This window comes from Isoptericola maris (assembly GCF_048065335.1).
Classification (GTDB): Bacteria; Actinomycetota; Actinomycetes; order Actinomycetales; family Cellulomonadaceae; genus Isoptericola; species Isoptericola rhizosphaerae.
Genome location: NZ_JBLUNY010000015.1, coordinates 15,984 through 40,234, shown reverse-complemented (window position 1 = coordinate 40,234; position 24,251 = coordinate 15,984). Strand labels below are relative to the sequence as shown.

At 72.7% G+C, this 24,251-nt stretch carries 29 protein-coding genes and 1 pseudogene; 17 read left to right on the top strand and 13 right to left on the bottom strand.

Annotation, left to right across the window (positions count from 1 at the left end):
• Positions 1–94: 94 nt before the first annotated feature.
• Positions 95–1,270 (top strand): AI-2E family transporter, encoded by a 1,176-nt coding sequence (locus ACH5HR_RS16405; protein WP_416478895.1) that lies wholly within the window; start codon positions 95–97, stop codon positions 1,268–1,270.
• Between the two features lie 220 nt (positions 1,271–1,490).
• Here the strand turns inward: ACH5HR_RS16405 and ACH5HR_RS16400 are convergent, their stop codons facing one another.
• The 5 genes and pseudogenes from ACH5HR_RS16400 to ACH5HR_RS16380 all read right to left on the bottom strand — a co-directional run bounded on the left by ACH5HR_RS16400 (position 1,491) and on the right by ACH5HR_RS16380 (position 5,062).
• Positions 1,491–2,900, bottom strand: a complete 1,410-nt coding sequence (locus tag ACH5HR_RS16400) for a polysaccharide deacetylase family protein (RefSeq protein WP_416478893.1) — start codon at positions 2,898–2,900, stop codon at positions 1,491–1,493.
• A 32-nt stretch (positions 2,901–2,932) separates the two neighbouring features.
• Complete coding sequence (locus ACH5HR_RS16395; protein ID WP_416478892.1) at positions 2,933–3,565, bottom strand: ABC transporter permease; 633 nt, start codon at positions 3,563–3,565, stop codon at positions 2,933–2,935.
• Positions 3,565–4,346: pseudogene (locus tag ACH5HR_RS16390) on the bottom strand (ABC transporter ATP-binding protein). The gene ACH5HR_RS16395 and the pseudogene ACH5HR_RS16390 overlap by 1 nt, the downstream one beginning before the upstream one ends.
• A 32-nt stretch (positions 4,347–4,378) precedes the next feature.
• Entirely contained in the window at positions 4,379–4,924 is a 546-nt protein-coding gene (locus ACH5HR_RS16385) for a DUF4097 family beta strand repeat-containing protein (RefSeq protein WP_416478890.1), read from the bottom strand.
• Positions 4,925–4,933: 9 nt separating this feature from the next.
• A complete protein-coding gene (locus ACH5HR_RS16380) occupies positions 4,934–5,062 on the bottom strand; it encodes a hypothetical protein (RefSeq protein ID WP_416478888.1) in 129 nt (42 codons plus the stop codon).
• Between ACH5HR_RS16380 and ACH5HR_RS16375 the strand changes: the two genes are divergently transcribed.
• Positions 5,043–5,261, top strand: a complete 219-nt coding sequence (locus tag ACH5HR_RS16375; protein WP_416478887.1) for a hypothetical protein — start codon at positions 5,043–5,045, stop codon at positions 5,259–5,261. The two genes, ACH5HR_RS16380 and ACH5HR_RS16375, sit on opposite strands and share 20 nt — an antisense overlap.
• A gap of 95 nt (positions 5,262–5,356) precedes the next feature.
• On the opposite strand, the gene ACH5HR_RS16370 is transcribed toward ACH5HR_RS16375, so the two are convergent.
• Positions 5,357–6,514, bottom strand: a complete 1,158-nt coding sequence (locus tag ACH5HR_RS16370; RefSeq protein ID WP_416478885.1) for a ThuA domain-containing protein — start codon at positions 6,512–6,514, stop codon at positions 5,357–5,359.
• 229 nt (positions 6,515–6,743) lie between these two features.
• On the opposite strand from ACH5HR_RS16370, the gene ACH5HR_RS16365 reads away from it, so the two are divergent.
• Both ACH5HR_RS16365 and ACH5HR_RS16360 read left to right on the top strand, forming a co-directional pair.
• Positions 6,744–7,544: an SDR family NAD(P)-dependent oxidoreductase gene (locus tag ACH5HR_RS16365; RefSeq protein WP_402375047.1), complete on the top strand. Its 801-nt coding sequence runs from the start codon at positions 6,744–6,746 to the stop codon at positions 7,542–7,544.
• A gap of 10 nt (positions 7,545–7,554) precedes the next feature.
• The gene (locus ACH5HR_RS16360) at positions 7,555–8,823 is read left to right on the top strand and encodes an NAD(P)/FAD-dependent oxidoreductase (RefSeq protein ID WP_416478883.1); all 1,269 of its coding nucleotides are present in this window, start codon (positions 7,555–7,557) and stop codon (positions 8,821–8,823) included.
• 41 nt (positions 8,824–8,864) lie between these two features.
• Here ACH5HR_RS16360 and ACH5HR_RS16355 read toward each other — a convergent pair whose 3' ends face one another.
• Both ACH5HR_RS16355 and ACH5HR_RS16350 read right to left on the bottom strand, forming a co-directional pair.
• Positions 8,865–10,091: an MFS transporter gene (locus ACH5HR_RS16355; RefSeq protein ID WP_402375049.1), complete on the bottom strand. Its 1,227-nt coding sequence runs from the start codon at positions 10,089–10,091 to the stop codon at positions 8,865–8,867.
• A complete protein-coding gene (locus ACH5HR_RS16350; RefSeq protein ID WP_402375051.1) occupies positions 10,088–11,164 on the bottom strand; it encodes a flavin-containing monooxygenase in 1,077 nt (358 codons plus the stop codon). Before ACH5HR_RS16350 ends, ACH5HR_RS16355 begins: the two co-directional genes overlap by 4 nt.
• Positions 11,165–11,229: 65 nt before the next feature.
• Between ACH5HR_RS16350 and ACH5HR_RS16345 the strand changes: the two genes are divergently transcribed.
• Positions 11,230–11,547 (top strand): ArsR/SmtB family transcription factor, encoded by a 318-nt coding sequence (locus tag ACH5HR_RS16345; protein WP_402375053.1) that lies wholly within the window; start codon positions 11,230–11,232, stop codon positions 11,545–11,547.
• Positions 11,548–11,569: 22 nt separating this feature from the next.
• On the opposite strand, the gene ACH5HR_RS16340 is transcribed toward ACH5HR_RS16345, so the two are convergent.
• Positions 11,570–12,640, bottom strand: a complete 1,071-nt coding sequence (locus ACH5HR_RS16340) for a YihY/virulence factor BrkB family protein (protein ID WP_416478881.1) — start codon at positions 12,638–12,640, stop codon at positions 11,570–11,572.
• A gap of 142 nt (positions 12,641–12,782) precedes the next feature.
• On the opposite strand from ACH5HR_RS16340, the gene ACH5HR_RS16335 reads away from it, so the two are divergent.
• The 3 genes from ACH5HR_RS16335 (at position 12,783) to ACH5HR_RS16325 (ending at position 15,051) form a co-directional block, all read left to right on the top strand.
• Positions 12,783–13,022, top strand: coding sequence for a DUF6480 family protein (locus ACH5HR_RS16335; RefSeq protein ID WP_402375057.1), 240 nt, complete (start codon positions 12,783–12,785; stop codon positions 13,020–13,022).
• 95 nt (positions 13,023–13,117) lie between these two features.
• Positions 13,118–14,161, top strand: coding sequence for a type IV toxin-antitoxin system AbiEi family antitoxin domain-containing protein (locus tag ACH5HR_RS16330; protein ID WP_402375059.1), 1,044 nt, complete (start codon positions 13,118–13,120; stop codon positions 14,159–14,161).
• Positions 14,158–15,051: a nucleotidyl transferase AbiEii/AbiGii toxin family protein gene (locus tag ACH5HR_RS16325; protein WP_416478880.1), complete on the top strand. Its 894-nt coding sequence runs from the start codon at positions 14,158–14,160 to the stop codon at positions 15,049–15,051. Before ACH5HR_RS16330 ends, ACH5HR_RS16325 begins: the two co-directional genes overlap by 4 nt.
• Positions 15,052–15,097: 46 nt before the next feature.
• Here ACH5HR_RS16325 and ACH5HR_RS16320 read toward each other — a convergent pair whose 3' ends face one another.
• Positions 15,098–15,448 carry a VOC family protein gene (locus tag ACH5HR_RS16320; protein ID WP_402375062.1) on the bottom strand — a complete coding sequence of 117 codons (351 nt, stop codon included), beginning with the start codon at positions 15,446–15,448 and terminating at the stop codon, positions 15,098–15,100.
• Positions 15,449–15,495: 47 nt separating this feature from the next.
• A complete protein-coding gene (locus ACH5HR_RS16315; protein WP_402375064.1) occupies positions 15,496–16,284 on the bottom strand; it encodes a helix-turn-helix domain-containing protein in 789 nt (262 codons plus the stop codon).
• Between the two features lie 168 nt (positions 16,285–16,452).
• On the opposite strand from ACH5HR_RS16315, the gene helR reads away from it, so the two are divergent.
• A complete protein-coding gene (gene helR, locus ACH5HR_RS16310; RefSeq protein WP_416478878.1) occupies positions 16,453–18,750 on the top strand; it encodes an RNA polymerase recycling motor ATPase HelR in 2,298 nt (765 codons plus the stop codon).
• Here the strand turns inward: helR and ACH5HR_RS16305 are convergent.
• A complete protein-coding gene (locus tag ACH5HR_RS16305) occupies positions 18,740–19,951 on the bottom strand; it encodes an alkaline phosphatase family protein (RefSeq protein WP_416478876.1) in 1,212 nt (403 codons plus the stop codon). The two genes, helR and ACH5HR_RS16305, sit on opposite strands and share 11 nt — an antisense overlap.
• A gap of 86 nt (positions 19,952–20,037) precedes the next feature.
• Between ACH5HR_RS16305 and ACH5HR_RS16300 the strand changes: the two genes are divergently transcribed.
• Positions 20,038–20,355, top strand: a complete 318-nt coding sequence (locus tag ACH5HR_RS16300) for a DUF4235 domain-containing protein (RefSeq protein ID WP_416478874.1) — start codon at positions 20,038–20,040, stop codon at positions 20,353–20,355.
• Positions 20,356–20,401: 46 nt separating this feature from the next.
• Complete coding sequence (locus ACH5HR_RS16295) at positions 20,402–21,598, top strand: MFS transporter (protein WP_416478872.1); 1,197 nt, start codon at positions 20,402–20,404, stop codon at positions 21,596–21,598.
• 6 nt (positions 21,599–21,604) lie between these two features.
• On the opposite strand, the gene ACH5HR_RS16290 is transcribed toward ACH5HR_RS16295, so the two are convergent.
• The gene (locus ACH5HR_RS16290; protein WP_416478871.1) at positions 21,605–22,747 is read right to left on the bottom strand and encodes a GTP-binding protein; all 1,143 of its coding nucleotides are present in this window, start codon (positions 22,745–22,747) and stop codon (positions 21,605–21,607) included.
• Between the two features lie 85 nt (positions 22,748–22,832).
• Here ACH5HR_RS16290 and rpmB point away from each other — a divergent pair, with 85 nt between their 5' ends.
• From rpmB to rpmF, 6 genes are read left to right on the top strand one after another with little or no spacing between them, the layout of a single operon-like run.
• A complete protein-coding gene (gene rpmB / locus ACH5HR_RS16285) occupies positions 22,833–23,069 on the top strand; it encodes a 50S ribosomal protein L28 (protein WP_416478869.1) in 237 nt (78 codons plus the stop codon).
• Positions 23,069–23,236 (top strand): 50S ribosomal protein L33, encoded by a 168-nt coding sequence (gene rpmG / locus ACH5HR_RS16280; protein WP_416478868.1) that lies wholly within the window; start codon positions 23,069–23,071, stop codon positions 23,234–23,236. Before rpmB ends, rpmG begins: the two co-directional genes overlap by 1 nt.
• Positions 23,236–23,541, top strand: a complete 306-nt coding sequence (gene rpsN / locus ACH5HR_RS16275; RefSeq protein ID WP_416478866.1) for a 30S ribosomal protein S14 — start codon at positions 23,236–23,238, stop codon at positions 23,539–23,541. Before rpmG ends, rpsN begins: the two co-directional genes overlap by 1 nt.
• A gap of 8 nt (positions 23,542–23,549) precedes the next feature.
• On the top strand, positions 23,550–23,849 hold the full coding sequence (locus ACH5HR_RS16270) for a type B 50S ribosomal protein L31 (protein WP_416478864.1): 300 nt from the start codon (positions 23,550–23,552) through the stop codon (positions 23,847–23,849).
• The gene (ykgO, locus tag ACH5HR_RS16265) at positions 23,846–23,968 is read left to right on the top strand and encodes a type B 50S ribosomal protein L36 (protein ID WP_171781804.1); all 123 of its coding nucleotides are present in this window, start codon (positions 23,846–23,848) and stop codon (positions 23,966–23,968) included. The genes ACH5HR_RS16270 and ykgO overlap by 4 nt, the downstream gene beginning before the upstream one ends.
• Positions 23,969–23,977: 9 nt before the next feature.
• Entirely contained in the window at positions 23,978–24,145 is a 168-nt protein-coding gene (gene rpmF / locus ACH5HR_RS16260) for a 50S ribosomal protein L32 (RefSeq protein WP_416478862.1), read from the top strand.
• The last annotated feature ends 106 nt before the right edge of the window (positions 24,146–24,251 follow it).

The following is a 24,251-nucleotide window of genomic DNA, read 5'->3' as shown; positions in this document are numbered from 1 at the left end:
TGGTACCCGCCGACGTGTCGTCGCCGGACCCGGGGGCGCCCGCACTAGCGTCGGGACGTCCGGCGCCTGCCGGACCAACGAGGGAGGACAGCCGATGGGCATCTTCGGCCGCCGTGCACCGCGCTCCGACCGCCGGCCGGTCGAGGCCAACCGCGTCGCGGGTCGCGCGCCCGCCCAGCAGGAGGCGCGCGGGGCGTCCAAGCTCTGGTCGGACGGGTTCGGCCGCGTAGGGACGCGTTCGTTGCAGGTCCTCGCGGTGATCGCGGTGATCGCGGTCCTCGGGTTCGTGGGGACCCGCCTGACCCTGGTCGTCATCCCCATCCTCATCGCGCTCGTGCTGGCGGCGGCCATCTCCCCGCTGGTGTCGTTCCTGCGCCGTCGCGGCGTGCCGTCGTTGCTGGCGACGTGGATCGCGCTCCTGACGCTGGCCGCCCTGCTGGCGGGGGTCGTGTGGCTCGTGGTGCGGGCCGTCGTCGACCAGTGGGACGAGCTGCAGAGCCAGGCCCTCGACGGCTTCGACTCCCTGCAGAGCTACGTCCAGGGCCTGCCGTTCGAGATCTCCGAGGAGCAGATCACCTCGGTGCGCGAGTCCGCCGCGGGCCTGCTGCAGTCCAGCGCGGTGGGGTCCGGAGCCATCGAGGGCGTCTCCCAGACCGCCGACTTCGTCACCGGCTTCTTCATCATGATCGTCGTCCTGTTCTTCTTCCTCAAGGACGGGCCGGCGATGTGGGAGTTCATGCTGCGGCCGTTCGAGGGGCGTGCCTACGAGCGCGGGCTGCGCGTCGGCGACGCCACCATCGGCACTCTCGGCGGGTACGTGCGGGGGACCGCCATCATCGCGGTCGTCGACGCCGTGGGCATCGGGATCGGCCTCGCGATCATGGGCGTGCCCCTCGTCGTCCCGCTCTCGGTGCTGGTCTTCCTGCTGGCCTTCATCCCGCTGGTCGGCGCCACCCTGGCGGGCATCCTCGCGGCCCTGGTCGCGCTGGTCGCCGTCGGCCCGGTCGAGGCGCTCGTCGTCGTCGGGATCGTCGTCGCCGTCAACCAGCTGGAGGGCACGTTCCTCCAGCCCGTGGTCATGGGTCGGACCTTGCGCCTGCACCCGCTGGTCATCCTGTTCGCCCTGACCACCGGCACGGTGCTCGTCGGCATCACCGGCGCCGTGCTCGCCGTGCCGATCGCCGCCTCCATCTGGCGCGCGATCCAGGTGTGGGACGGGCCTGACCAGCCGGCACGGTTCGCCCGGCAGAAGCGCGCCGAGACCGTCTGACCGGCCGCCGGCCCGGCAGCTGGGGTGCCTAGTTATATAAACCTGCGACCCTGTTGCCGAGAGTTATATAACTGCTCATACTCTCGACGCGGTGCCCCTTTCCCGCTCGCTGATCTCCAGGTGCTGCACGAGCTCCGCCGAGAAGGTGACCTCAGTGTTCGCGAGGCCGCGACCGTCCTGAGGCCGCCGCTACCACCCGTCGCCGGCAGGCCATCGCCCCTCACGGCTCGTCGCGGTCGACGAGCAGCTCGGCCGTGACGAGCACGTAGTCCTCGTCGCGCAGGTCGTCAATGATCTTCGGGACGGCGTCCACGCTGGTCGCGTGGATGTCGTGCAGCAGGATGTTGCTGCCCGGCTCCACCTCGGCACGCACCCGACGGCGGATCTCGCGGGCGTCGCGGGACTCCCAGTCCCGGCTGTCGAGGCTCCACAGGACGACGTCCAGCCCGGTCCGTGTCGAGATCGACCGGACGCGGCCGTCGACGTCGCCGTACGGGGGCCGCAGCAGGAACGGCGTGAAGCCGGTGGCGTCGGTGACGGCGTCCTGGGTGCGCCGAAGCTCGTCGCGCACCTCTGCGTCGTCGAGCCCGGTGAGCTGTGGATGGTTCCAGGTGTGGTTGGCGACCAGGTGGCCGCCGTCGACGACGGCGCGAGCGATCTCGGGCCGTCTCGCGACGTTGTCGCCCACCATGAAGAACGTGGCGGGCGCGTCCTTGCGGGCGAGGATCCGCAGCAGGCGCTCGGTGCTCGCCGCGGGGCCGTCGTCGAACGTCAGCGCCACGCACCTGTCCCGGCGGCAGTCGACGCCGTCGTCCCGGGCGGCCTGGCGGCGCTCGCGGACGATCTGGTCGAGCCGGTCCGCCCACAGGGACTCCGTGGTGCCGAGCAGCGTGTCCCGCAGCGAGACGGCGTCGTCCGCGTCGACGGCGTCCGCGCCCGCGTCGAGCATCGCCTCCCCGTCGGTGACCGCCGCGTCGAGCTCGTCCAGCGCGCCGTCGTCCACCTGCGACCGGAGGTCGGTCAGGGCGTCGCGGCCCTCGGTCGTGGCCGCCTGCAGCTCCTCGAAGGCCCACCGCCGGCGCGCTTCGACGACGGCGCCGGTCGCCTCGGTCACCTCGGTCGCCGCGGCGTCCAGCTCGGCGGGCGCCGGGTCAGACCTGTCGACCACCTCGACCTCCACCTGCGGCAGCGTCTCGGGGCGGAACGGGTTCGGCCGGGTGACCTCGTCCACCGTGAGGGTCGCGACCGGATAGGTCACCTCGGCATCGCGCAGGTCCTCGGCCCGGTCGAGCGCCTCGGCCAGCGATCTGCGCACGGCAGGGCCGCTCACCTGGCCCTCGCTGGCGTCCAGGACGGGCCTCCCGCCGTCGACCGCCTCGTCGAGCGCGTCGGCGCTCGCGGCGTAGGCCTCCTCGGCGCGGTCGCGGGAGGTGTCGGCCGCCGCGGTGACGCGGGCGACCTCCGCCTCGTACTCGGCGACGGCCTCGACCCAGGCACGGTGCTCGAGCACCCCGGCGACGACGGCGCCCCCCGCGACGAGGACGGCGGCGAGCGCCGCGATCCACCACCGGCGTGCGCGACGGCGTGGCGCCGGTCCGGAGGCGGCGTCCGATCCTGACGGAGTGCTCACCCCTCGATCCTCCGCCGGTGGGGGAGTGCTGGCTAGCCCGTCTTGCGGCGGTAGGCCGCGATCGCCGCGGCGTGGGCGACCGTGAGGATGCCGACGAGCCAGGCGAGGGCGACCCAGATGTCGGCGCCGGGGGACTGCTGCGCGAACAGGGCCCGCAGGGTGTCGACGATGGACGTCACCGGCTGGTTCTCGGCGAGCCAGGTGAGGGACAGGGTGAACAGGCCGAGGATGCCGGCCACGGCGAGCCAGGCGCCCACCGAGGCGCCGGTCCGGAAGCCCAGGAGCAGGGCGACGCCGATCACGATCCCGATCGAGGCGAGGTTGGCCACCAGGGACGTGAGCACGTGGCCCCACAGGACGCTCGACCGGGCGATCGGCATGGACCGGAAGCGCTCGAAGATGCCGCCCTGCAGGTCGAGGAACAGGCGGTAGGCGGCGTACGCGATACCGGACGCGATCGTGATGAGCAGGATGCCGGGGAGCATGTAGTCGAGGTACGACTCGTCGGACCCCGTGTCGATCGCGCCGCCGAACACGTACACGAACAGCAGCATGAGGGCGATCGGCGTGACCGCGGTGGTGAGGATCGTGTCGGGGCTGCGGCTGATGTGTCGCAGGGACCGCCCGGTGAGGACGCGGGTGTCGGTCAGGACGTGGGTGGTCATCAGGACTCCTTTCCGGCGTCGGCACCCACGAGGGTGAGGAAGACGTCCTCGAGGGACGGCTGCTTCTCGACGTACTCGACCGTGGCGGGCGGCAGGAGCTGCTTGAGCTCGGCGAGGGTCCCGTTCTGGATGATCGTGCCCTCGTGGAGGATGGCGATGCGGTCGGCGAGCTGTTCGGCCTCGTCGAGGTACTGGGTGGTCAGCAGGATGGTGGTGCCGCCCTCGGCGAGCTTCCTGACGCCCTTCCAGACGTCGATCCGGGCCTGGGGGTCCAGTCCGGTGGTGGGCTCGTCGAGGAACACGACGGGCGGGTCGCCGACCAGGCTCATCGCGATGTCGAGGCGGCGCCGCATGCCGCCCGAGTACGTCCCGGCCCTGCGGTCGGCAGCGTCCGTGAGCGAGAAGCGGGCGAGCAGGTCGTCGGCGACGGCCCCCGGCTCGGCGAGGTGCCGCAGCCGGGCGACGAGGACGAGGTTCTCCCGTCCGGTGAGGACCTCGTCGACGGCGGCGAACTGGCCGGTCAGACTGATGGATCCGCGGACGTCACCGGCCTGAGTGGCGACGTCGAAGCCGTGGACGGTCGCGGTGCCGCCGTCGGCCGTGAGCAGCGTCGCGAGGATCTTCACGAGCGTGGTCTTCCGGCGCCGTTCGAGCCGAGCAGGGCGAAGATGCTTCCCCGTTCGACGTCGAGGTCGACGCCGCGCAGCACGGGCAGGTCCTTGAACGACTTCTGGACGCCCCGCACGCGGATGGCGGGCCGGCGGGCGTGGTCGTGGGTCATGACTGCTCTCCGATCGTCGATGAGGTGCGGGGTCACGGCCGGCGCACGACGACGTCGCCGAACCCGGTCTTGGCGTGGACCTCGGCCGTCAGCTCGCCGTCGACCGGCCCGTCGGTGGGGGTGAGCTGGTTGCGCACCGCGCCGTGCTGCGAGGCGACGTCGAGGTAGACGGCTGTTCCCTCGGGCACACCCACCTCGATCGAGCCGTAGGAGGTGGCGAGCGTGACGTCCCCGGACTCGAGGTTGCCGACGCGGATGCCGCCGTGCGCGCACCGGGCCGTCAGGCTGCCGCGCACGCGGCCCACCGCGATGTCGGCGTGCGCCCCGTTGACCACGAGGCTGCCGGTGACCGAGCCGACGGTGGTGGTGCCGTTGCTCGCTCGGACGGTGCCGCTGCCGGCGGCCTCCTCGATGCGCACCGACCCGGAGCCCGACCGCACCTCCAGGGCGCCGGCGACGCGGCCGACGACGACGGAGCCGGCGGAGACCTTGAGGTCCAGCCGGTCGACGTCGTCGAACCGGGCGTTGCCGGCCGAGAGGGTCATGTCGACGGCAGCGAGCGGGCCTTCGACGAACACCGATCCGCTCTAGCCGCGGAGCGTGGAGCCCACGGGCAGCTCGACGGTGATGTTCGCGGTGCCCGCGGCGAAAGGGAGGACGAACTGCTTCCAGGAGCCGGGGAAGGTGAAGGTCCGCGTGAAGTCACCGTCGGACATCGTCCCGACCGGCAAGATCAAGATCAAGGCCGACGGCAAGGTCGTCAAGAAGGTCCGGCTGAAGAAGAAGCACGACGGCTCTCGCACGGTGAAGCTGCCCCGGCTCAGCGACGGCCACCACACGATCAAGGTCGTCTACCCCGGGACGTCGAAGACCAAGCGGGCGGTCAAGAGGAACCTGTATGTCTGGGTTCGCTGAGCGCTGCGGGAGCACGAGGGCCTGGCGAAGGGCTCCTTCCCGGACCGACCGGTCCGGGAAAGAGCCCTTCACCGCAGCTGCCTCAGCGGCAGTCGTCAGAGCCCGGCGTCGACCAGGCCCTGCTGCCACTCGATCAGGTCGCTGACCTTGGCCTTCAGCGTCTCGGCGCTGGCGTCGTCGCGCACGAGCGCACCGGCGAGCGCCGCCGTCGGGCGCAGGATGCGGACGGCCTTCGAGGCGTTGCCGGCGTCGGCGGCCTGTTGGGCGTCGTCCAGGCGACGGTCGAGCTGAGAGATCGCGACGCGGTCACGCGCCGTGTCGGACGGCAGCTCCTCGACGAGCGCGTCGACCTCGGACCAGGTGACGCAGTCGCCGCCGCCCGAGACCGTCCCCGCGGTCCACTGGACCCCGCGCAGCACGGAGGTCAGGAAGACGGGGTCGGACCACGCCTCGTCGACGTGCCCGGCACCCTGGTGCCAGGACCGGCCGCCCTCGAAGTTCTGGCACCAGGCGATCGGGTGGTCCTCGCCCATCGTGCCGCCCTGATAGGTCGACTCGTCGATGGTCTGCAGCACGTGGACGTCACCGCGCGGGTTGAGCGTGTAGTTGTACCACTCGTCCCAGCGCTCCCACTCGAGCGGGACGCCCTGCATCGACGGGTGCGAGGGGTTCTCGACCCGCATGGTGGCGGTCTGCTGCTGCGGGTGGTTGGCGAAGCGGGCGCCGCCACCGATGAGCTGGGTGAACCAGCCTGAGGTGTGCATCGTGTCGGTGGCCGCGTGGATCCCGACGACCCCACCCCCGTCGTGGACGTAGCCCTCGAGGGCCGTGAGCTCGGCGTCGTCGAGCAGTCGGGGCTGGGCGGGGTCGAGGCTGTTGGTGTTGTCCACCGGGGAGACGAACACGATCGAGTCGTACTGCGCCAGGTCCGCCGCGGACGTGAACGGGGTGGAGTCCATGGTCAGGTCGGGCTGACCCGGCGACCCGGGACCCCACCAGCCGCCGGAGTCGTTGGGCGGGTCCCAGACGTCGACGTCGAAGCCGTGCTCGGCGCCGAGGTCGATCAGGGCGTGGGTGGTCTCGTCGATGTGGGAGTGGCGGAATCCCAGGGTCTTGCCCACCACGAGGACCTCGTCGAGGCCGTCGTCGGCGGCAGCAGCCGGCATGGCTGCGGCGAGCCCCAGGGTGAGGGTGAGAGTGGCGGTCGCCGTTCCGGCGACGGCACAGCGGGTGGCGGAGGCTGGCTTGCTCATGACGCTCCTTTGCGCAGGCAACACATTCGTTGACCGGTTCAACTTAACTCGCTGCGGGCGAGTTGTCACTACCTCTGGACAGAAGAGTGTCGACAATCGACAGAAGTTGCCGGGATCGGTGTCGAACCGCGGCGGCGAGGGTGCGGTCGGTCCCGTCGTGCGAACCGGCGGCGTTCCTGGGCACGATGACGGCGCGCCAGACCTGCCGCACGGACGAGGAGAGCAACCAGTGGACCTGGGAATCGAAGGACGTGTCGCCGTCGTCACCGGGGCAGACTCCGGCATCGGCCTCGCGGCCGCCCACGAGCTGTTGCGCGAGGGGGCGCGCGTGGTCCTCACGGACACCGACACCGGCAGGGTCCGCGCGGCGGCCGAGTCGCTGGACGCGCCGCAGGGGTCGTGGATGGCCGTCGGTGCGGACCTCACGCGACCCGACGACGTCGCGAGGCTGGTGCGGGCCACGGAGGAGAACTTCGGGACGGCCGACATCCTGGTCCACTCCGCAGGGGTCCACGGCGCGGTGGGGCTGTTCCACGAGATCGACGACGACGGCTGGCTCGAGACGTTGCAGGTCGACCTGCTCGCCGCAGTGCGCACGGTGCGCGCGCTGCTTCCCGGCATGCGTGCCTCCAGGTGGGGCCGCGTCGTCCTCGTGGCGTCCGAGGACGGCGTGCAGCCCTACGTCGACGAGCTGCCCTACAGCGCCTCGAAGGCGGCGATCCTCAACCTCACCAAGGGGCTGTCCAAGACGTACGGCCGCGAGGGCGTGCTGGTCAACGCCGTCTCGCCCGCCTTCGTCGAGACGCCCATGACCGACGAGATGATGGACGCCCGCGCCGCCGATCTCGGCGTCGACCGGGACGAGGCGATCCGCAGCTTCCTGGCCGAGGAACGGCCCTTCATCGAGCGGGACCACCGGGGGAGGCCCGAGGAGGTCGCCGCGGTGGTCGCGCTGCTCTGCTCCGCCCGCGCGAGCTACGTCGTCGGCTCGAACTACCGGGTCGACGGCGGCTCGGTCGCCACGATCTGAGGAGGCCACCATGGCGAAGGACCACTACGACTACCTGCTGCTCGGCGGCGGCATGGCCTCGGACGCCGCGGCGCGCGGCATCCGGGAGGTCGACCCGGCCGGCACCATCGGGATCGTCGGTCGTGAGGCCACGGAGCCGGTCACGCGGCCGGCCCTGTCCAAGAAGCTGTGGACGGACCCGGACTTCACGTTCGACCAGGTCTGGACCGGCACGGCCGAGGACACCGGGGCGGACCTGCTGCTCGGTGAGACCGTCGTCGCGCTCGACACGGACCGCCGCACGGTGAGCACGGCGTCGGGGCGGGAGATCGGCTACGGCAGGGCCCTGGTGGCGACCAGCGGCACGCCCGGGTCGGCCGACGTCGACGACTCGCACGGCACGGGCCGGGTCATCCCGTTCCGCAGCGTGCGCGACTACGAGCGGCTGCGCGGGCTCACCTCGCACGGCAGCCCGCACGTCGTGGTGGTGGGCGGCAGCTACATCGCCACCGAGCTGGCGGCCGGGCTCACCGAGACCGACGCCCAGGTGACCCTCGTGTTCACGCAGGACACGCTCCTGGACCAGATGCTCCCCGCCGATCTCGCCGGGCTTGCGGAGCTGCTGTTCCGCACCCACGGGGTGGAGCTCGTGCGTGGTACCGGGGTGACGGGCGGCGGGGTCCAGGGACCTGACGGGCCGGTCCGCCTCGCGCTCTCGTCCGGAGAGGAGGTCGAGGCCGACGTCGTCGTCCTGGGGCTGGGGATCTCGCTCGAGACCGGCTTCGCCGCCGAGGCCGGGCTGGAGACGGTCGACGACGGCGGGATCGTCGTCGACGCGCACCTGCGGTCGAGCGACCCCGCGGTGTGGGCCGCCGGCGACGTGGCGCACTACCCGGACCGGGTGCTCGGTGCGCGGCGGGTCGAGCACGTGGACCACGCGACGTCGTCGGGCAGGGCGGCCGGGCGCGACATGGCGGGCGCCGACGAGCCGTACACGCACACACCGTTCTACTACTCGGTGCTGTTCGGCGTGCGCTACGAGGCGGTCGGCACCCTCGACGCGTCGCTGGAGATCGTCGAGGACCGTCAGGGTCCCGCCGACGACCCGCTCGCGCAGGTCGTGGCCTACTACGTGGAGCGCGAGACCGACGGGGCGAGCACCGCGCAGGTGCACGGCGTGCTGCTCTGGGGCGTCGAGGAGGGCACCGCCGGGCCGGACGCCGCCCGCGAGGTGCTGGCCGGCGGTCCGGTCGACCCGGCGGCGCTGCGCGGTCGGATCGTGCTGGACGATCTCGGGTAGCCGCGCTTCCAGGCTGTGTTCTGCGAGGTCGCCGGGCCAGGTCACCCGCCTGCTCGTCGGGCCTCGCGGGGTCGGGTGCCGAGCGCGACGAGTGTGGCGACGCCGGCGAGGACGGCGAGGACGGCGAACGTCTGGGGGTATGACCCGGTCGCATCGGTGAGCGCGCCGGCCGCCCATGGTGCCAGCGCCATCGCGAGGGTGGTCGGTGCGTTGAGGACGCCGTAGAGCGCACCGAACCCGCTGGTGCCCCAACGGTCGCTCACCGCGGTCGACTGGAGAAGGGTGAACGCGCCGCGGACGACACCCAGGACCGTGGCCGCCGCGACGAGCGCCAAGGCAGGGCCCGGGATCACGCCTACCGCGAGAACGGTTGCTCCGGCGCACGCCGCCAGGACGACGGTGCGGCTCATCGGTGTCGTGCAACGGACCAGCGGTGGATAGGCGATACGCCCCAGGAGCTGGCCCGCGCCTGACAGGCCGAGCGCCCAGGCCGCGGCTGTCGGCGACAACCCGCGCCAGCCAAGCATGGAGACCAGGTGGATGGTGGCCGCGAACAGGGCGAACGCGATCAGCGACGTGGTGACCGTCAGCAGGACGAACGGTCGGCTCGTGGTGATCCTGCGCCGGTCCGAGCGCGCGGAACTGGCGTCGTGACCGGGCAGCGAGGGCCACGCGGCCCGCAGGCCCAGGGCATGGGTGGGGATCGTGGTCAGGGCGAGCAGCGCGGCGAGGGTCACATAGGTCAGGCGCCACCCGAGATGCGCCACGAGCGCTGCCGTGACCGGCGCGAACACGGTGCTGGCCAGTCCGGCGACCAGTGTCAAGATCATCAGTGCACGACCCCGGGCGGGGCCGTACCAGCGGGTGAGGGCTGTGAAGGCCGGCGCATAGAGCACCATCGACTGCGAGATGCCGGCCACGATCCAGGCGGCGGCGAACCAGCCCAGCGTCGGGGCGGCACCGACACCCAGGACCGCGACGGTGGCGATCACGGACCCCGTCGTCATCACGCCTCGGGGGCCGTGATGGTCGATCAAGCGGCCGACGGCGACCCCGGCTGCCGCGGCGACGACCAGTGCCGCGGAGAACGCTGCCATCGCGGACGTCGATGTCCACCCGGTGTCCGCGACGATCGCCGGGAGGGCGACGGGGAAGGAGTAGTACAGGACGCCCCAGCCGACGACCTGCGTCATGCACAGCGCCACCAGAGCCTGCCGGGGCCCGCCGGCGCGCGGGCGTAAACCCTCGTTGCTCTGGCGGCCGGTCATCGGCCGACCGGCACGCCGCGCCGCCCGAGGTGTGCAGCCAGCGCACCGACGACGTGCGTGGCGTCGCGGCCCACGCCGCGCAACGTGTTGGAGGAGAACGAGCGCTGCAGCTCGAGGCCGACGTAGCCGAGCCCGCGGTGCGTGGTCGAGACGCCGCCCTGGTGCCGCGGTGCACCCGTCGCATCGAGCGCCCCCAGCGGACGGAGGTACCCGAGGTCCGGGCGGAACCCTGTCGCGAGCACCAGCGCATCGACCTTCTCCCTGGACCCGTCTGCCCACACGACCTCCTCGCCCGCGAGCCGCGTGAACATCTCGCGGCGGACGAGGCGGCCGGAGGTGATCTCCTGACGATAGGTGCCGGTGTCCAGGACCAACGGCCGGGTGACGAGGCGTCGCAGCCAGGGCGTGGGAAGCACGTCGAGGCCGGTGACCCGGAGCCAGAAGTGGAGGTCGAAACCTCCCCGGCGCTGCGGGGTGAATGCGATCGGGGACCGGGTCGCCAGGGTCACGCGCGCGACCTGGTGGAGCTCGTGGGCGATCTGGACCGCCGAGTTGCCGCCGCCGACGATCACCACCCGCTTCCCTGCCAGGGCGTGCGGGTTGCGGTAGCCCGCGGAGTGCAGCACCTCGCCCGGGAACGCGTCGAGGCCGGGCAGGTCGGGCAGGACGGGGGATCCGAACGACCCGCTCGCCGCGATCACGCCCGCGGCCGGCTCCTCGGCTCCGTCGGCGGTGCGCACGACGAGCTCGCCGCCATGCTGCTCGACGGACTCGACCCGGGTGTCGGTGCGGATCTCGGCGCCGACGTGCTCGGCGTAGCGCGCGAGGTAGCCCACGACCTCGTCGCGGGCGGGATAGCGGCGTGGGTCGCCGTCGAACGGCAGGCCGGGCAGGCTGGAGTACCCGGCCGGTGAGAACAGTCGCAGGCTGTCGTAGTACGAGCTCCACGAACCGGTCGGCCGGGAGCCGGCCTCCAGGACGAGCGGCGTGAGCCCGGCGGCGCGGACCGCTCTGGCGGTGGCGAGCCCGGACTGGCCGGCGCCGACGATGATCATGGGTGAGGAAGAGGTCATGGCGTTCAACATATCGACGCATCGCGATATGTCAATGCGACGAACTGAGCCGGTACGATCGAGCGATGACCTCGTCCGCGCCGTCGGGGCCCGCGGGGCCGGTGCTGAGCCAGGAGACCCAGGACTTCCTCGCCGCCCTGGCCAGCCCCACCCGCCAGGCGATCCTCGCGCTCTTCGCCCGCGGTGCCGAGCTCTCCGTCGGTGAGGTCGCGGAGCAGGCCGGCCTCGGGCAGTCCACCGCCTCCGAGCAGCTCAAGGCACTGCGCCGCGCCGGGACGGTGCTGTCCCGGCGCGACGGGAAGACGGTCCTCTACCGGGCCGACCGCGAGGGGATGACCCGCGTGCTGGCCGACCTCCAGGACTACCTGCGGACCTGCTGCTGATCTTGGGCGCCCTCGACCGGTGTCACGTCCGGTCCACGTGCCGCGGTGCCGGCCCGTCGGCGGGGGTGTCCCCGCCCCGCAGCGCCCGCGCCTCGGCGACGGCGTCGGCCCTCTTGGCGGCCTTCTTGTCGCTGGCGCGGGTGTCGCGGGGCGGGAGCTGGATGGTCTCCTCGGCCGCGAGCCCGCCCTGCAGCTCGCGGCTGCGTTCCACCTCGGCGTCCAGCTCCGCACCGAACAGCAGCGCCAGGTTGCTGATCCACAGCCACAGCAGGAACACGATGACGCTACCGAGGGTGCCGTACGTCGACCCGTAGCTGCCGAAGTTGGCGACGTAGAACCCGAACGTGGCCGAGGCCAGCGCCCAGACGACGATCGCGACGGCCGCACCGACGCTGATCCACCGGAACTTCGGCTGCTTGACGTTCGGCGTCGAGTGGTAGAGCAGCGCGATCACGATGATGACGAGCAGCAGTGCGACGGGCCACTTGGCGATGTTCCAGACTGTCAGCGCGACGTCGCTGAGCCCGACGGCGCTGCCGACGGCGGAGGCGACCGGCCCGGACAGCACCAGGCTGGCGACGACCAGGATCACCAGGACGAGGACGACGGCGGTGATCACCAGCATGACGGGGCGCAGCTTCCAGAACGGCCGGCCCTCCTCGACCTCGTACACGCGGTTCATCGCGCGGCTGAAGGCGGTGACGTATCCGGAGGCGGACCACAGGGCCAGCGCGACACCGAGGATCAGGGCGAGGCCCGCACCGGTGGAGTTCGCGGCGTTCTCGACGAGCGGCTGGACGATCGACAGGGTCTCCTCGGGCAGGAAGTCGGAGACGGTGTTCATCACCGAGTTCACCGCTGCCTCGGCGTCGGCGACCAGCCCGAGCACGGAGATGAGGGCCAGCAGAGCCGGCGCGGACGCCAGCACCGCGTAGTAGGTGAGTGCGGCGGCGAGGTCGGTGCACTGGTCGTCGCTGAACTCGCGGAAGGCGTTCTTGAACCCCAGCTTCCAGCTCCCACCCTTCAGGTCGGGTGGCGATTCAGGCTTCTGGGAGTGCGCCCCGTGAGGGCGTCCCTCGTCGGTGTCAGCCATCGGCCCTCCAGGTGTCGTCGCGACCACCACCAGGCTCTGCGGGTTGGGTGATCCCCGCAACGCGAGCGGTGCCGTGGTGACGCGCGAGGTGACGCCGTCGGTGCCTACGGTGGTCAGGAACCTCGACGTGGGGGAGGCCTCGATGACGCACGACGCTGACGACCGGGAGCACCAGCCGGACCCGGAACCGGGACGTGACAGCGAGACGGACGTCCAGCCCGGCGAGACCCCACCGGCCTCGGGTCAGATGAGCGCCCCGCAGGGCCACGAGGAGCACGGTCCGCACCGCGCGACGCCGTGGCTGTGGATCGTGGCGATCGGACTGGTGGTCGTGCTCGCCGCGGGGCTCTTCGTGGGCTACGGCATCGGCCTCGTGGGCTGACCGGCCGGTCGCCCCCGGGTACCGACACCTCCGCTGAACCTTGCCCACGGATCGAGCATGGCGCATATGTAACACCCAGGGGTTACAATCGCTCCATGAGTGGTGCTGGGATTCGAGCTGCCGTAGCGGAGATCGCCGCCGGCCAGTGGGGCCTGCTCACTACGGCGCAGGCGACGGCGGCCGGGGTCTCGCGCATGATGCTGTCGCGGATGGCTGAGCGTGGCGAGCTCGAGCGGATCACCCACGGCGTGTACGCCACGCCGGCGGGGGCAGGGGACGAGCTGTCGGAGAAGCGAGCAGCGTGGCTTTCGATCGAGCCCAACCGGCTTGCCTACGAGCGTCTTGCCGAGTCCCCACCGACCGGGGTGCTCTCGCACGCCACGGCTGCGGGACTACATCAGGCCGGTGACCTGCTTGAGGCCCAGGTCGAGGTGACCCTGCCGACCCGGTACCGGGCGCGACGTCCGGAGGTGCGCGCCCATCGCGGGACACTGCGCAGCGACGAGGTGACCCTTGTCGACGGGCTTCCCGTGACGACTCCAGCGCGCACCGTGGCCGATCTGCTCGCCGATGGCCATGACCGAGACCACGTGGCCACGGTGGTCGCCGACATGCTCAAGCGCAGCATCGTCACGGTGAGCGAGCTCGAGAGCGCGCTGGGATCGGTCGAGCGTGACCGGTCCGGGCCTGAGGTCGTGGCGGACCTCCTCGAGATCGCCGGCATCGATGAAGACCACCTCGTTCAGCAGCTCGTCACCTCCAGCCTCGGAGCTTCCGCCGTGAGTTCGGCTGCGGCGCGAGTCCTCCAGATGCTCGCCGAGTCGTCATCGGGGGACAACGGATCCGGAGTCGCTGCGCACTACTCGCGGGCTCTGCAGCGCTCAGGTGTCCAGAAGTGGCTCCGCGACGACCGCGCGGTCGTCGACGTGGTGAAGCAGATCAACGCAAGCAGTGCCCTGCCGGCACTCAGCCTGCCGGAGACCTCGAAGGCGATCTCAAGAACAGCCGCGGCCAGCCTTCCGCCCGGAGTCCTGGCTGCGACTGTCGAGGCGTGGAGAAAGCTGGCACTGGCTCAGCAGGTCAGCACCGACGACACCCGATCCAGGGACGGATCAGACGAAGGGAGCCCCGCCTCGTGACCAAGCCGAAGCCCCCGAGCCCGGTCGCGATGTGGAGCTCGATCACCGCGCGTGCCAAGGCCGCGAGCCGAACGAGCTCGAAGACGCCCGGCGAGCTCCAGAGAGAGTATGTGTACGGTCGGCTCCTCGCTCGGGTGTTTGCTGACCAGGACGACTCGTGGGTCCTCAAGGGCGGCACGGCGCTGCTGATGCGCGTGGAGGATGCTCGCCACAGCAAGGACGTCGATCTGCTGCACCGCGTCCGAGACCTCTCGGCGGCTGAGGTAGATCTTCGCCGGGTGCTCGCCCAGGATCTGGGCGACTGGATGCGGTTCGTGGTGACCGGCACGTTCCCACTGGGCGGAGACCAGCAGCCGGACGTGTCCGGCATGCAGGTCAACGTCGAGTGCTTCTGCGGGGCGCAGAAGATCCAGGCGTTCCACATCGATCTCGTCGTCGGGTCGCTCATGACCGCTGACCCTGACGTCGCAGCCGCGCCAAGCGTGATCGCGGTCCCGCAGATCGACCCACCGCGTCTTCGCCTGTATCCCGTCGTCGACCACGTGGCCGACAAGGTCTGCGCGACCGAGGCCGTCTACCCCGGTGGCCGAGAGTCCTCTCGCGTGCGCGACCTCGTCGACCTGCTGGTCATCGCTCGTACCCAGCAGATCGACGGCAGTGCCCTGGACGCGGCGATCGCAGGCGAACGAACGCACCGCGGCCTTCCCGGCCGGGACGCGTTCACTGTTCCTGCCGCATGGTCCACCACCTACGCCAAGGTGGCTGCGAACACACCGAGTCCGTCTGGCTTCGACGAAGCGGTCGTACTCGCTGGAGACTTTCTCGATCCGGTCCTGCAGGGTGCAGTGAGCGGGCTGTCCTGGTCGCCAGAAACGGGCCGATGGGCATGAGCTCGGTGACGTGCACGGCGCGTCTGCGAGGGCGACCTGCTCGAAGTCAGCTCGACTGCTTGAGCCCGAGGACCACGCCGTCCGGATCCTCGACGTACCCGACCCTGCCCTCGCCGGGCAGGTCGAGGACGTCGCCGGCCGAGGATCCGCCGGCCGCCTCGACCGCGGCGATCGCGGCGTCGATGTCGGGCACATCGATCCAGAGGATGGTGTTCTGCGCCTGGTACCGGCTGCTCATGACGGCGGCGTCGATGCCGGGGCCGTCCCCGGTGCGGGTGAGGAGGTAGTCCGGTACGTGCGGGGACGCGGTGGACTCCCAGCCGAAGGCGCGGGCGTAGAAGTCCGCGGTCTTCTCGGGTGCGGTGCTGGTCAGCTCGATGTGGATGATTGTTCCCATGCCGCCACGCTAGGAGCGTCGCCGGGTGCTCGGCTTGAAGGAATCGGTCATCCTGCGGACGGTGCCATGAGGCGCGCGATGCCGTCGTACGTGTCGCGGAACGCCGTCGCCGTCATCCCCGTGAAGCGGGTGAAGTCGCGGGACGCGTGCGACTGGTCGGCGTACCCGGACAGCGCCGCGAGCAGCGCCGTGGGCAGGCCGCCCGCCTCCGCGAGCAGCGCGTCGGTGAAGGCCCGGTGGCGCATCACCTGGAGGTACTGCTTCGGGGAGAGACCGATCCCGCGGCGGAACGCCCGGTAGAGGGTCGAGGCGGCGACGGCGAGCTCGCCGGTCAGCGAACCGACGTCGACGGCGGACGGCGCGGCGTCGATCCGGGCCGTCGCCCGCGCGAGGAGCTCGGGCGAGCCGGTCGGCTGCCCGGGAAGGAACCCGTCGAGCCAGCGGTCGAGCTCACGGGCAGGGTCCTCGGCGAGGGCGTCCTTGGCGGGCAGGGGACCGATCGCGTCGACCACCTGCGCCGGCTGCTCGGGAGCCCGGGGGAACAGCGTGCGAGCGCCCCAGGGCGTGAACTGGATGCCGACGTAGTGGGAGGGGCCTTCCTGCTCGATGACCATCGACGCGGTGCCGGTCGGCAGGTAGACGTCCGCGTTCTCCCGGGCGGGCGTGTCTGCGGCGAAGCGCCGCCCCGGACGGCCCAGGCAGAACTGGATCGTGCCGCGCCCGTTCGGCACGAGCACGGCACGTAGCGGGCCGGGGGGCGCGGGGGAGATCACCGACCAGTAGTGCTCGACGAGTCCGGTGAGGCGCGGCGCCGGGGCGTGGCGGCGGTAGTCCATCGCGGGCTCCTGTCCGGGCGCGGCCCGCGGCCACGCGGTCGGGGAACGTGCGCTCCGGCTGCCCTTTCCAAGGTATAGCGCACCGGGGGTCTTGCGGCAAGACCCCCTGCGAGGCGCAGAATCGCAAGCCTCCGCCTCGGTCAACCCGGGGCCTCGCGATCGGAGCCGATGCCCGTGACCTCCCTCTCCTCGAGTGCCTTCGACCTGCCCGACTCTCGCGCCGCCAAGGCTGACGTCGCCCTGGTCGGCGCCGACGAGCGCCACTTCGCCGCGATCGCCGCGAGCCTCGCCGAGTCGACGGCGGACCTCACCGAGCGCCTCGACGCTGCCCGCCGCGCCCCCGCCGGTCCGGGGCAGGCGGCGCTGGACCGCGACCAGGAGATCCACCGGCTCACGGGGCGCCTGCGCACGCTGCAACGGTTCGGCCTGGACCTGTGCCTCGGGCGCATGGTCCCGGCCGACGGCGGCGACCCGGTCTACGTGGGGCGCCTCGGCCTGACGGACGGCACCGGCGAACGTCTGCTCGTCGACTGGCGCTCGCCGGTGGCCGAACCGTTCTTCGGCGCCACGCATGCCGACCCGATGGGGTTGGCCAGCCGCCGCCGCTACCACTGGACGGACGGGCGGGTCAGCGACTACTGGGACGAGGTCTTCGCCACCGATGCGGATGGGGCGCCGGGCGGTGCCGGTGCCGCCGGACCGGCCGAGCACCCCGCGCTCGACGACCAGTCCGCGTTCATCGCCGGCCTGGGTGCCGAGCGCTCGGACCGGATGCGCGACGTGCTCGGCACCATCCAGGCGGACCAGGACGCGATCATCCGTGCCGGGTCGCGGGGCACCCTGGTGGTGGACGGCGGGCCGGGCACCGGCAAGACGGTGGTGGCCCTGCACCGCACCGCCTACCTGCTGTACTCCGACCCGCGGCTCGGTCACCGCCGGGGCGGGGTGCTGTTCGTCGGCCCGCACCGGCCGTACCTGGCGTACGTCTCGGACGTCCTGCCCAGCCTGGGCGAGGAGGGCGTGCAGACCTGCGTGCTGGCGGACCTCGTCCCGGAGGGGCGGACGGCGGCCCCTGAGCCGGATCCGCAGGTGGCCCGGCTGAAGGCGGACGCGCGCATGGTGGCCGCGATCGAGCCTGCGGTACGCCTCTACGAGAACCCGCCGACGGAAGGGCTCCTGGTCGAGACGCCCTCGGCGGACGTCTGGATCGGCGCCGACGACTGGGCGGAGGCGTTCGCGACCGCCGAGCCGGGTACGCCGCACAACGAGGCCCGCGACCAGGTGTGGGAGGCGCTGCTGCGCATCGGTGTGGACAAGCTTCGCGACGAGCTCGCCGACGGTGGCAACCTCGACGCCTGGGACGACGGCACGGGGGACGGCGTCGACGGGGCCGACGGCGGCGCGGACGACGAGTTCGACGCGTACGGGCGTACCGCCGTCGACCCTGACGCCGCCTCCCGGGCCGCGCTCGCGGCGAACCGCGACCTGGTGCGGGCGTTCGGGCGGGCGTGGCCGCTGCTGGAGCCGACCGACCTGGTCGGCGACCTGTGGGAGGTGCCCGCCTATCTGCGGAGGTGCGCGCCGTGGCTCGCGCCGGAGGAGGTGTCGGCGCTGCAGCGCGCGGACGCCCGGGCGTGGACGGTGGCCGACCTGCCGCTGCTCGACGCCGCCCGCCGCCGGCTCGGCGACCCGGCGGTCTCCCGCCGTCGACGGCGGCAGGAGGCGGCCGCGGCCGCCGAGCGGGCGCGCATGGCCGACGTGGTCGACGACCTGATCGCGACCGACGACTCGGACATGGGCGTGATGTCGATGCTGCGCGGCCAGGACCTGCGCACGGCACTGGTGGACGACGCGGCGGTCCCGGTGGCCGACCCGGACGAGCTGGCCGGGCCGTTCGCGCACGTGGTCGTCGACGAGGCGCAGGAGCTGACCGACGCGGAGTGGCAGATGCTGCTGGCCCGGTGTCCTTCGCGGAGCCTGACCGTCGTCGGGGACCGGGCGCAGGCCCGCCACGGCTTCACCGAGTCCTGGACCGCGCGGCTGGAGCGTGTCGGCCTGGACCGCGTGGACGTCGCCTCGCTGACGATCAACTACCGCACGCCGCGCGAGGTCATGGCGGAGGCCGAGCCGGTGATCCGGGCTGCGGTCCCGGACGCCAACGTGCCCACGTCGGTGCGCAGCGCGGGGCCGGTCGTGCACGGGACGACGGCGGAGCTGGAGCAGGTCCTGGACGGTTGGCTCGCCGAGCACCCCGGCGTCGCGTGCGTCGTGAGGGAGGCCGGCGGGGTCGACGTCGCCCCGCGGGATCGGGTCCGGGTGCTGACGCCCGTGCTGGCCAAGGGGCTGGAGTTCGACCTGGTCGTCCTGGTGGACCCGCAGCGGTTCGGCGGCGGGATCGAGGGCGCGGTGGACCGTTACGTCGCGATGACGCGCGCGACGCAGCGGCTCGTGCTGCTCACGGGCTGAGCGCCTCGCTCAGCACGCGACCCTGCGCGCCGGCCGGCGGGTCGATGCCGAGCAGCGCGGCGACGGTGGGCGCGACGTCGACGTGCCGCGGGTCCGACGGCGGCCGCCCCGGCGCGATGCCGGCGCCCGCCAGCGCGAACGCCACCTCCAGCTCGGTGGTGGCACCGTGCCGCCCGGCGGGGCGTCGTCGCGTGCGGCCGAACGTCCAGCCGGGCTCCGGCTCGACGACGAGCTCGCCGTAGCGCGGGCTCATCCGCATCCGGGCCTGCTCCGTCTTGCCGTAGACGGCCCGCACCGGGGCGAGCGCCTCGAGCGCGGCGCGGATCGCGCTGACGGCCCGCGGGTCGCCGGCCGCGCGTCCGACCAGGTGCAGGCTCGCCACCCCGCCGACGACCGCCACGACGTCGGTCCGACGGCGGGGCGCGCCGCCCGGACGGACGATCTCGGCCCGGTACCCGGCGCGTCGGACGGCGGTGCGGGCGGCCCGGGCGAACCCCCGCCGGAACGTCGTCATGCCGTGGTCGCCCAGCAGCACGAAGGCGGTGCGGTCGGCGATGCCGGCCTCCTGGGTGGCCGTGACGAGGCGTCCCACCTGGGTGTCGATCGTGCGCAGGGCCGCGGGGATCCCGGGGTGTCCCTCGCCGCCCTCGTGGCCGAGGGCGTCGAGGACGTCGCAGTAGACCACGAGGAGCTGCGGCAGCCGGCTCATGGTGGTCGGCCGGCCCGCGCTGTCCACGGGCTCGCCGCGCAGCACCGCGACGGCGTCGTCGACCCGCCGCGCGCAGTCACCGCCCGGCCGTGTGTAGAGGCCGTCGGGGTCGCCGAACGCGGTGCCGTGGTCGTGCAGCGCGGGCCACTGGACGCAGAGCACGGTGCCGCCCTGCTCGCGCACGGCCTCGGCGAGGGTCGGGACGGCGACGTCGCGCTGCTGCCCGTGGGCGACGCGTGCCGCCGGGTCGTACCAGAACGCGGAGTTGAGGTGGCGCTCCGGCCAGGCGCCGGTGGCGACGGAGGTCCACGACGGGTTGGTGATGCTCGGCATCACACCGGTGCCGGTGGTCAGGCTGCCGCGGCGCACGAGGGCGTCGAGGTGCGGGGTCGGCAGGTCGTCGAGCAGGCGCAGGTAGCGGGCGCCGAACCCGTCGAGCGCGACGAGCACGACGTGGTCGGCCGGCGGGCGTGGGGCGGGGGCGGGCTCCATGCCCCCATCGTCGGGCCGGTGGTGCGCTCCGGCACGACGGCGCCCGCGCGGCTGCGGGCCGGACGGTCCCGGCCTAACGTCGAGGCATGAGCCAGAAGAACCACGAGGCCCGCCGCGAGGTCCAGGGCAGCAAGAGCGCGAAGGTCCTCTACCGGCCGTTCGGGCTGGCGAGCTCGATCGTGGGCGGCCTCGTGGCCGGGCAGGTGTTCCGCCGCGTCTACAAGAGGTTCGCGCCCGGCCACCCGGACGACCCGCCCAAGCCGCTGGAGTCCGAGTACGCGCTGCGTGAGATCGTCCTCGCGTCGCTCCTGCAGGGGGCGATCTACGCCCTCGTCAAGGCGCTGATCGACCGCGGGGGCGCCCGGGCCTTCCAGCGGTGGACGGGGGAGTGGCCGGGCGACTGACCGGCCCCGGTCCCGCACGCGGCCCGCGCGGGTTATGTTGCCCGGGATGCGCCGTCCCTCCCCGTCCTCCGGCGGACCGATCACGCGGGTGCCCGGGATGCGGGCCCTGCTGACCATGTCCGCGCTCGGTTTCGCGGGCTATGCGCTGCTGCTGCCCGTCGCCCCGCTGTGGGCGGTGCACGGCGGCGCGGGAGCGGGTGGCGCGGGGCTCGTCAATGCCGTGCTCATGCTGGCCACGGTGCTCACCCAGACCACGATGCCGACGGCGCTGCGCCGCATCGGCTGGCAGCCCACGATGGTCGCGGGCATGCTCCTGCTGGGGCTGCCGTCGGCCCTGTTCATGCTGACCGACGCCCTGCCGTGGCTGCTCGTGCTGTCGGCCGTGCGCGGGATGGGGTTCGCCGTCCTGACGGTCTGCGGGTCGAGCGCCGTGGCGGCGCTCGTGGACGGCCCGCGGCACGGACGCGCGATCGGTGTGTACGGGTTGTCGATCGCGGTCCCGCAGCTCCTGCTGGTGCCGGGCTCGGCCTGGATCGCCGAGTGGCTCGACTTCCCCGTCGTGTTCGCTCTCGGGGCGCTGCCGGTGCTCGGGACCCCGGCGGCCGCCGTGCTCGGGGCCCGTCTGCAACGGGTCACGGCCGCCGACAGCGGTGACACGGCGTCGGCCGCGCCGGGTCGCGCCCGGTGGCGGGTGCTGCTCGGCCTGGTCCTGCCGTCGCTCGTGCTCCTCGCGGTGACGACGCCGGGCGGTGCCCTCCTGACCTTCGCCCCGCAGTTCGGGGGCGGCGCGGCACTGGCAGCGGTGGGTCTGCTCGGCTTCACGGCGGCGACGGCGCTCTCCCGGTGGGCGGTGGGCGGACCGGCGGACCGGCACGGCCCTCGGGTGTTCATGGCGCCGCTGCTCGGTCTGTGCGTCGCCGGACTGGTGCTGTGCGCGTGGGCGATCGCCGACGGCGGTTCGCGCGGTGTGGCCTTGGTAGTCGGCATGACGGTGGTGGGCCTGGCCTACGGCAGCCTGCAGAACCTGACGCTCGTGGAGGCGTTCGCGGCCGTCCCGCGCCGCGCGCACCCGACCGCCAGCACCGTGTGGAACATCGGGTTCGACGCCGGTACCGGGCTGGGTTCGCTGGTGGTCGGGTTCGTCGCGGCGGGGGCGAGCTTCGCTGCCGGGCTGGCGACCACCGCGGTCGTGTGCGTCGTCGCGGCGGGGGCCGTCCTGGCCGTGAGCCGGTCCGGCCGCTAGCCGGTCTCACACCGTCCGCGCCCCGAGCCAGGGTTCGAGGACGTCGCGGCGGCCGAGCCAGCGCAGCCCGCCGTCGTCGACCTCGGCGCCCGTGGCGAGCGCCTCGCCGAAGGCGTCGAGGATGCGGTCGCGCGTGCTCCGCGCCTCCTCGGCGTCCCCGGCGCCGACGACGAGGATGCGGGTGACCGGCGGTCGGTTCCCGGCGACCTCCTGCCACGTGCCGAGGTCGGCGACGCACAGGGCTCCGCCGGCGCCGTCCCAGAGGCAGACGGAGTCGGGCCGGTCGGGCACGTGGAAGACGCCACGGCTGCGCACGGGGCCCGTCCCGAGGTGCTCGATCTGCTCGAGCAGGCGTTCTGGGTGGAAGGGGCGGCGGGACGTCAGCAGCAGGCTCCAGCTCCGGTCGCGCGGGTCGCTGCTCGACCGGTGCGGGTTGCGGGCGCCGAGGGGGTGGGCCCGGCCCTCGGCGGCGACGCTGTCGTGCCGGCAGGCGGCGAGCTCGGTGACGTCCAGCGCGTGCAGCCCGTCGATCCGGCGGCTGTCCCGTGCGCGGAGCCGGTCGACCAGGCCGGAACCGGTGGGGTCGTCGCCGGTGGTCACCACCACGTCGACCTGCTCGAGCTGGGCGGCGAGCGCCTCGCCGAGCGGGCGCTCGTCGTCGTCGGTGAGCGCGAGGCCGCGCTCGTCGACGAGGTCGTCGCCGAGCAGGTCGGCCTCGACGCGGTCGAGGTCGACGACGGCGACGGTCGCCGTGAGGTGCACCTGGTCGAGCAGCTCGCCGTCCGCGGTGTGGGTGGCGAGCGCCCGTGCGACGGGCAGCGGCTCGGCGGTGACCGGCAGGGCGAGGACCAGGTCGGTCCAGCGGCCGGTCGCGGCGAGCCGGGCGAGCGTGGGCACGGCGTCCTCGCGCACGCTCCAGGACACGCAGGCGTGCTCGAGCTCGACGGTGACGTCCTCGACCACGCCGGTCGTGTCGACGACGACGCGGCGGAGCGCGCCGTCGTCGGGCAGCAGGTCGTGGCGGACGACGACGGCGTCCGGCGAGCCGAGCGTGAGGCTCGCGGCGGTGGTGTCGCGGAGCACGGTGTCGGTGCTGACGAGCACGCTCAGCGCGGGTCGGCGGGGGTTCGTGGGCTGGCGGGAATGCACGGTGCCTCCTCCTGGTTGAGAACGATTATCGTTTCTGCCACACTCTAGCGCGTAGATGAGAACTGTTCTCACACGAAGGGAAGTCATGTCCGCCCGCTGCCAGGTGCTCGGCACCGTCCCGGGGTTCGGCCACTCGATCTCGCACTCGCACGTGCGGACCAAGCGCCGGTTCAACCCCAACATCCAGTCCAAGCGGTACTGGGTCCCCTCGCTCGGTCGCCGGGTCACCCTGCGCGTCAGCGCCCAGGGCATCAAGACGATCGACCGCGACGGGATCGACGCCGTCGTCGCCCGCATCCGAGCCCGAGGAGAGAAGGTCTGATGGCCTCGACGACCGACCTGCGCCCGATCATCAAGCTCCGCTCCACCGCGGGCACGGGCTTCACCTACGTGACGCGCAAGAACCGCCGCAACAGCCCCGACCGTGTGGTGCTGCGCAAGTACGACCCCGTCGTGCGGCGGCACGTCGAGTTCAAGGAGACCCGCTGATGGCCAAGAAGTCCAAGATCGCTGCCGACGCCCGACGGCGGGAGGTCGTCGCCCGGTACGCCGAGCGCCGCGCCGAGCTGAAGCGGGTCGTCGCCGCGCCGTCGTCCACGCCCGAGGAGCGCGCCACCGCCGTCATGGAGCTGCAGCGTCAGCCCCGCGACGCCAGCGCGACCCGGGTCCGCAACCGCGACGCCGCCGACGGCCGCCCCCGCGGGTACGTCGGCACGTTCGGGCTCTCCCGCATCCGGATGCGCCAGATGGCGCACCGCGGCGAGCTGCCCGGCGTGACCAAGTCGAGCTGGTGAGGAGAATCATGAAGCAGAACATCCACCCGACCTACGGCCCCGTCGTGTTCCGCGACCACAGCGCCGGGTTCGCGTTCCTGACACGCTCCACCCTCGCGGGGGAGACGGCGTCCGGCCCGGGCCGCCCCGCACGCACCGTCGAGTGGTCCGACGGCAACACGTACCCCGTGATCGACGTCGACATCTCCAGCGCCAGCCACCCGTTCTGGACCGGCGCCGCGCGCGTCGTGGACACCGCGGGCCGCGTCGAGAAGTTCCGCCGTCGGTACGGAGCCGGCTCCGGTGCCACGGCCGGGGGTGCGCGATGAAGGTACGCGCCTCGCTGCGGTCCCTGAAGGACAAGCCCGGCGCCAAGGTCGTGCGGCGCCGCGGCAAGACGTACGTCATCAACAAGCAGAACCCGCGCTGGAAGGCGCGCCAAGGCTGAGGAGCACCCATGGCAGTCCCCCAGCGCAAGACGTCCCGCTCGCGCACCCGGAGCCGGCGGGCGCAGTGGAAGGCCGTCGAACCGGCGCTCGTGCCGGTCGTGGTCGGCGGTGAGCGGGTCCAGGTCCCCCCGCGCCTCGCCCGCGCGGTGCGGGAAGGGCGCATCGACCCCCGCTGAGGAGCCACCGGCCTGCTACGCTTCGCCCAGCGTCGCGTGCCGGTGGCAGACCGTGTCAGGCATGGAGGCGCCGGACCGAAGGAGGACGACGATGCGTTCGTCGAAC

Excerpts from the sequence above, each read along its gene's own strand:
- ykgO (WP_171781804.1), top strand. The coding sequence starts at position 23,846 with ATGAAGGTACGCGCCTCGCTGCGGTCCCTGAAGGACAAGCCCGGCGCC.
- rpmB (WP_416478869.1), top strand. The coding sequence starts at position 22,833 with ATGTCCGCCCGCTGCCAGGTGCTCGGCACCGTCCCGGGGTTCGGCCAC.
- ACH5HR_RS16330 (WP_402375059.1), top strand. The coding sequence starts at position 13,118 with ATGAGTGGTGCTGGGATTCGAGCTGCCGTAGCGGAGATCGCCGCCGGC.
- ACH5HR_RS16345 (WP_402375053.1), top strand. The coding sequence starts at position 11,230 with ATGACCTCGTCCGCGCCGTCGGGGCCCGCGGGGCCGGTGCTGAGCCAG.
- ACH5HR_RS16360 (WP_416478883.1), top strand. The coding sequence starts at position 7,555 with ATGGCGAAGGACCACTACGACTACCTGCTGCTCGGCGGCGGCATGGCC.
- ACH5HR_RS16335 (WP_402375057.1), top strand. The coding sequence starts at position 12,783 with ATGACGCACGACGCTGACGACCGGGAGCACCAGCCGGACCCGGAACCG.
- rpsN (WP_416478866.1), top strand. The coding sequence starts at position 23,236 with ATGGCCAAGAAGTCCAAGATCGCTGCCGACGCCCGACGGCGGGAGGTC.
- ACH5HR_RS16355 (WP_402375049.1), bottom strand. The coding sequence starts at position 10,091 with ATGACCGGCCGCCAGAGCAACGAGGGTTTACGCCCGCGCGCCGGCGGG.
- helR (WP_416478878.1), top strand. The coding sequence starts at position 16,453 with ATGCCCGTGACCTCCCTCTCCTCGAGTGCCTTCGACCTGCCCGACTCT.
- rpmG (WP_416478868.1), top strand. The coding sequence starts at position 23,069 with ATGGCCTCGACGACCGACCTGCGCCCGATCATCAAGCTCCGCTCCACC.
- ACH5HR_RS16315 (WP_402375064.1), bottom strand. The coding sequence starts at position 16,284 with ATGGACTACCGCCGCCACGCCCCGGCGCCGCGCCTCACCGGACTCGTC.
- ACH5HR_RS16405 (WP_416478895.1), top strand. The coding sequence starts at position 95 with ATGGGCATCTTCGGCCGCCGTGCACCGCGCTCCGACCGCCGGCCGGTC.
- ACH5HR_RS16270 (WP_416478864.1), top strand. The coding sequence starts at position 23,550 with ATGAAGCAGAACATCCACCCGACCTACGGCCCCGTCGTGTTCCGCGAC.
- ACH5HR_RS16370 (WP_416478885.1), bottom strand. The coding sequence starts at position 6,514 with ATGAGCAAGCCAGCCTCCGCCACCCGCTGTGCCGTCGCCGGAACGGCG.
- ACH5HR_RS16305 (WP_416478876.1), bottom strand. The coding sequence starts at position 19,951 with ATGGAGCCCGCCCCCGCCCCACGCCCGCCGGCCGACCACGTCGTGCTC.
- ACH5HR_RS16380 (WP_416478888.1), bottom strand. The coding sequence starts at position 5,062 with ATGTCCGACGGTGACTTCACGCGGACCTTCACCTTCCCCGGCTCCTGG.
- ACH5HR_RS16300 (WP_416478874.1), top strand. The coding sequence starts at position 20,038 with ATGAGCCAGAAGAACCACGAGGCCCGCCGCGAGGTCCAGGGCAGCAAG.
- ACH5HR_RS16295 (WP_416478872.1), top strand. The coding sequence starts at position 20,402 with ATGCGCCGTCCCTCCCCGTCCTCCGGCGGACCGATCACGCGGGTGCCC.
- ACH5HR_RS16320 (WP_402375062.1), bottom strand. The coding sequence starts at position 15,448 with ATGGGAACAATCATCCACATCGAGCTGACCAGCACCGCACCCGAGAAG.
- rpmF (WP_416478862.1), top strand. The coding sequence starts at position 23,978 with ATGGCAGTCCCCCAGCGCAAGACGTCCCGCTCGCGCACCCGGAGCCGG.
- ACH5HR_RS16350 (WP_402375051.1), bottom strand. The coding sequence starts at position 11,164 with ATGACCTCTTCCTCACCCATGATCATCGTCGGCGCCGGCCAGTCCGGG.
- ACH5HR_RS16340 (WP_416478881.1), bottom strand. The coding sequence starts at position 12,640 with ATGGCTGACACCGACGAGGGACGCCCTCACGGGGCGCACTCCCAGAAG.
- ACH5HR_RS16395 (WP_416478892.1), bottom strand. The coding sequence starts at position 3,565 with ATGACCACCCACGTCCTGACCGACACCCGCGTCCTCACCGGGCGGTCC.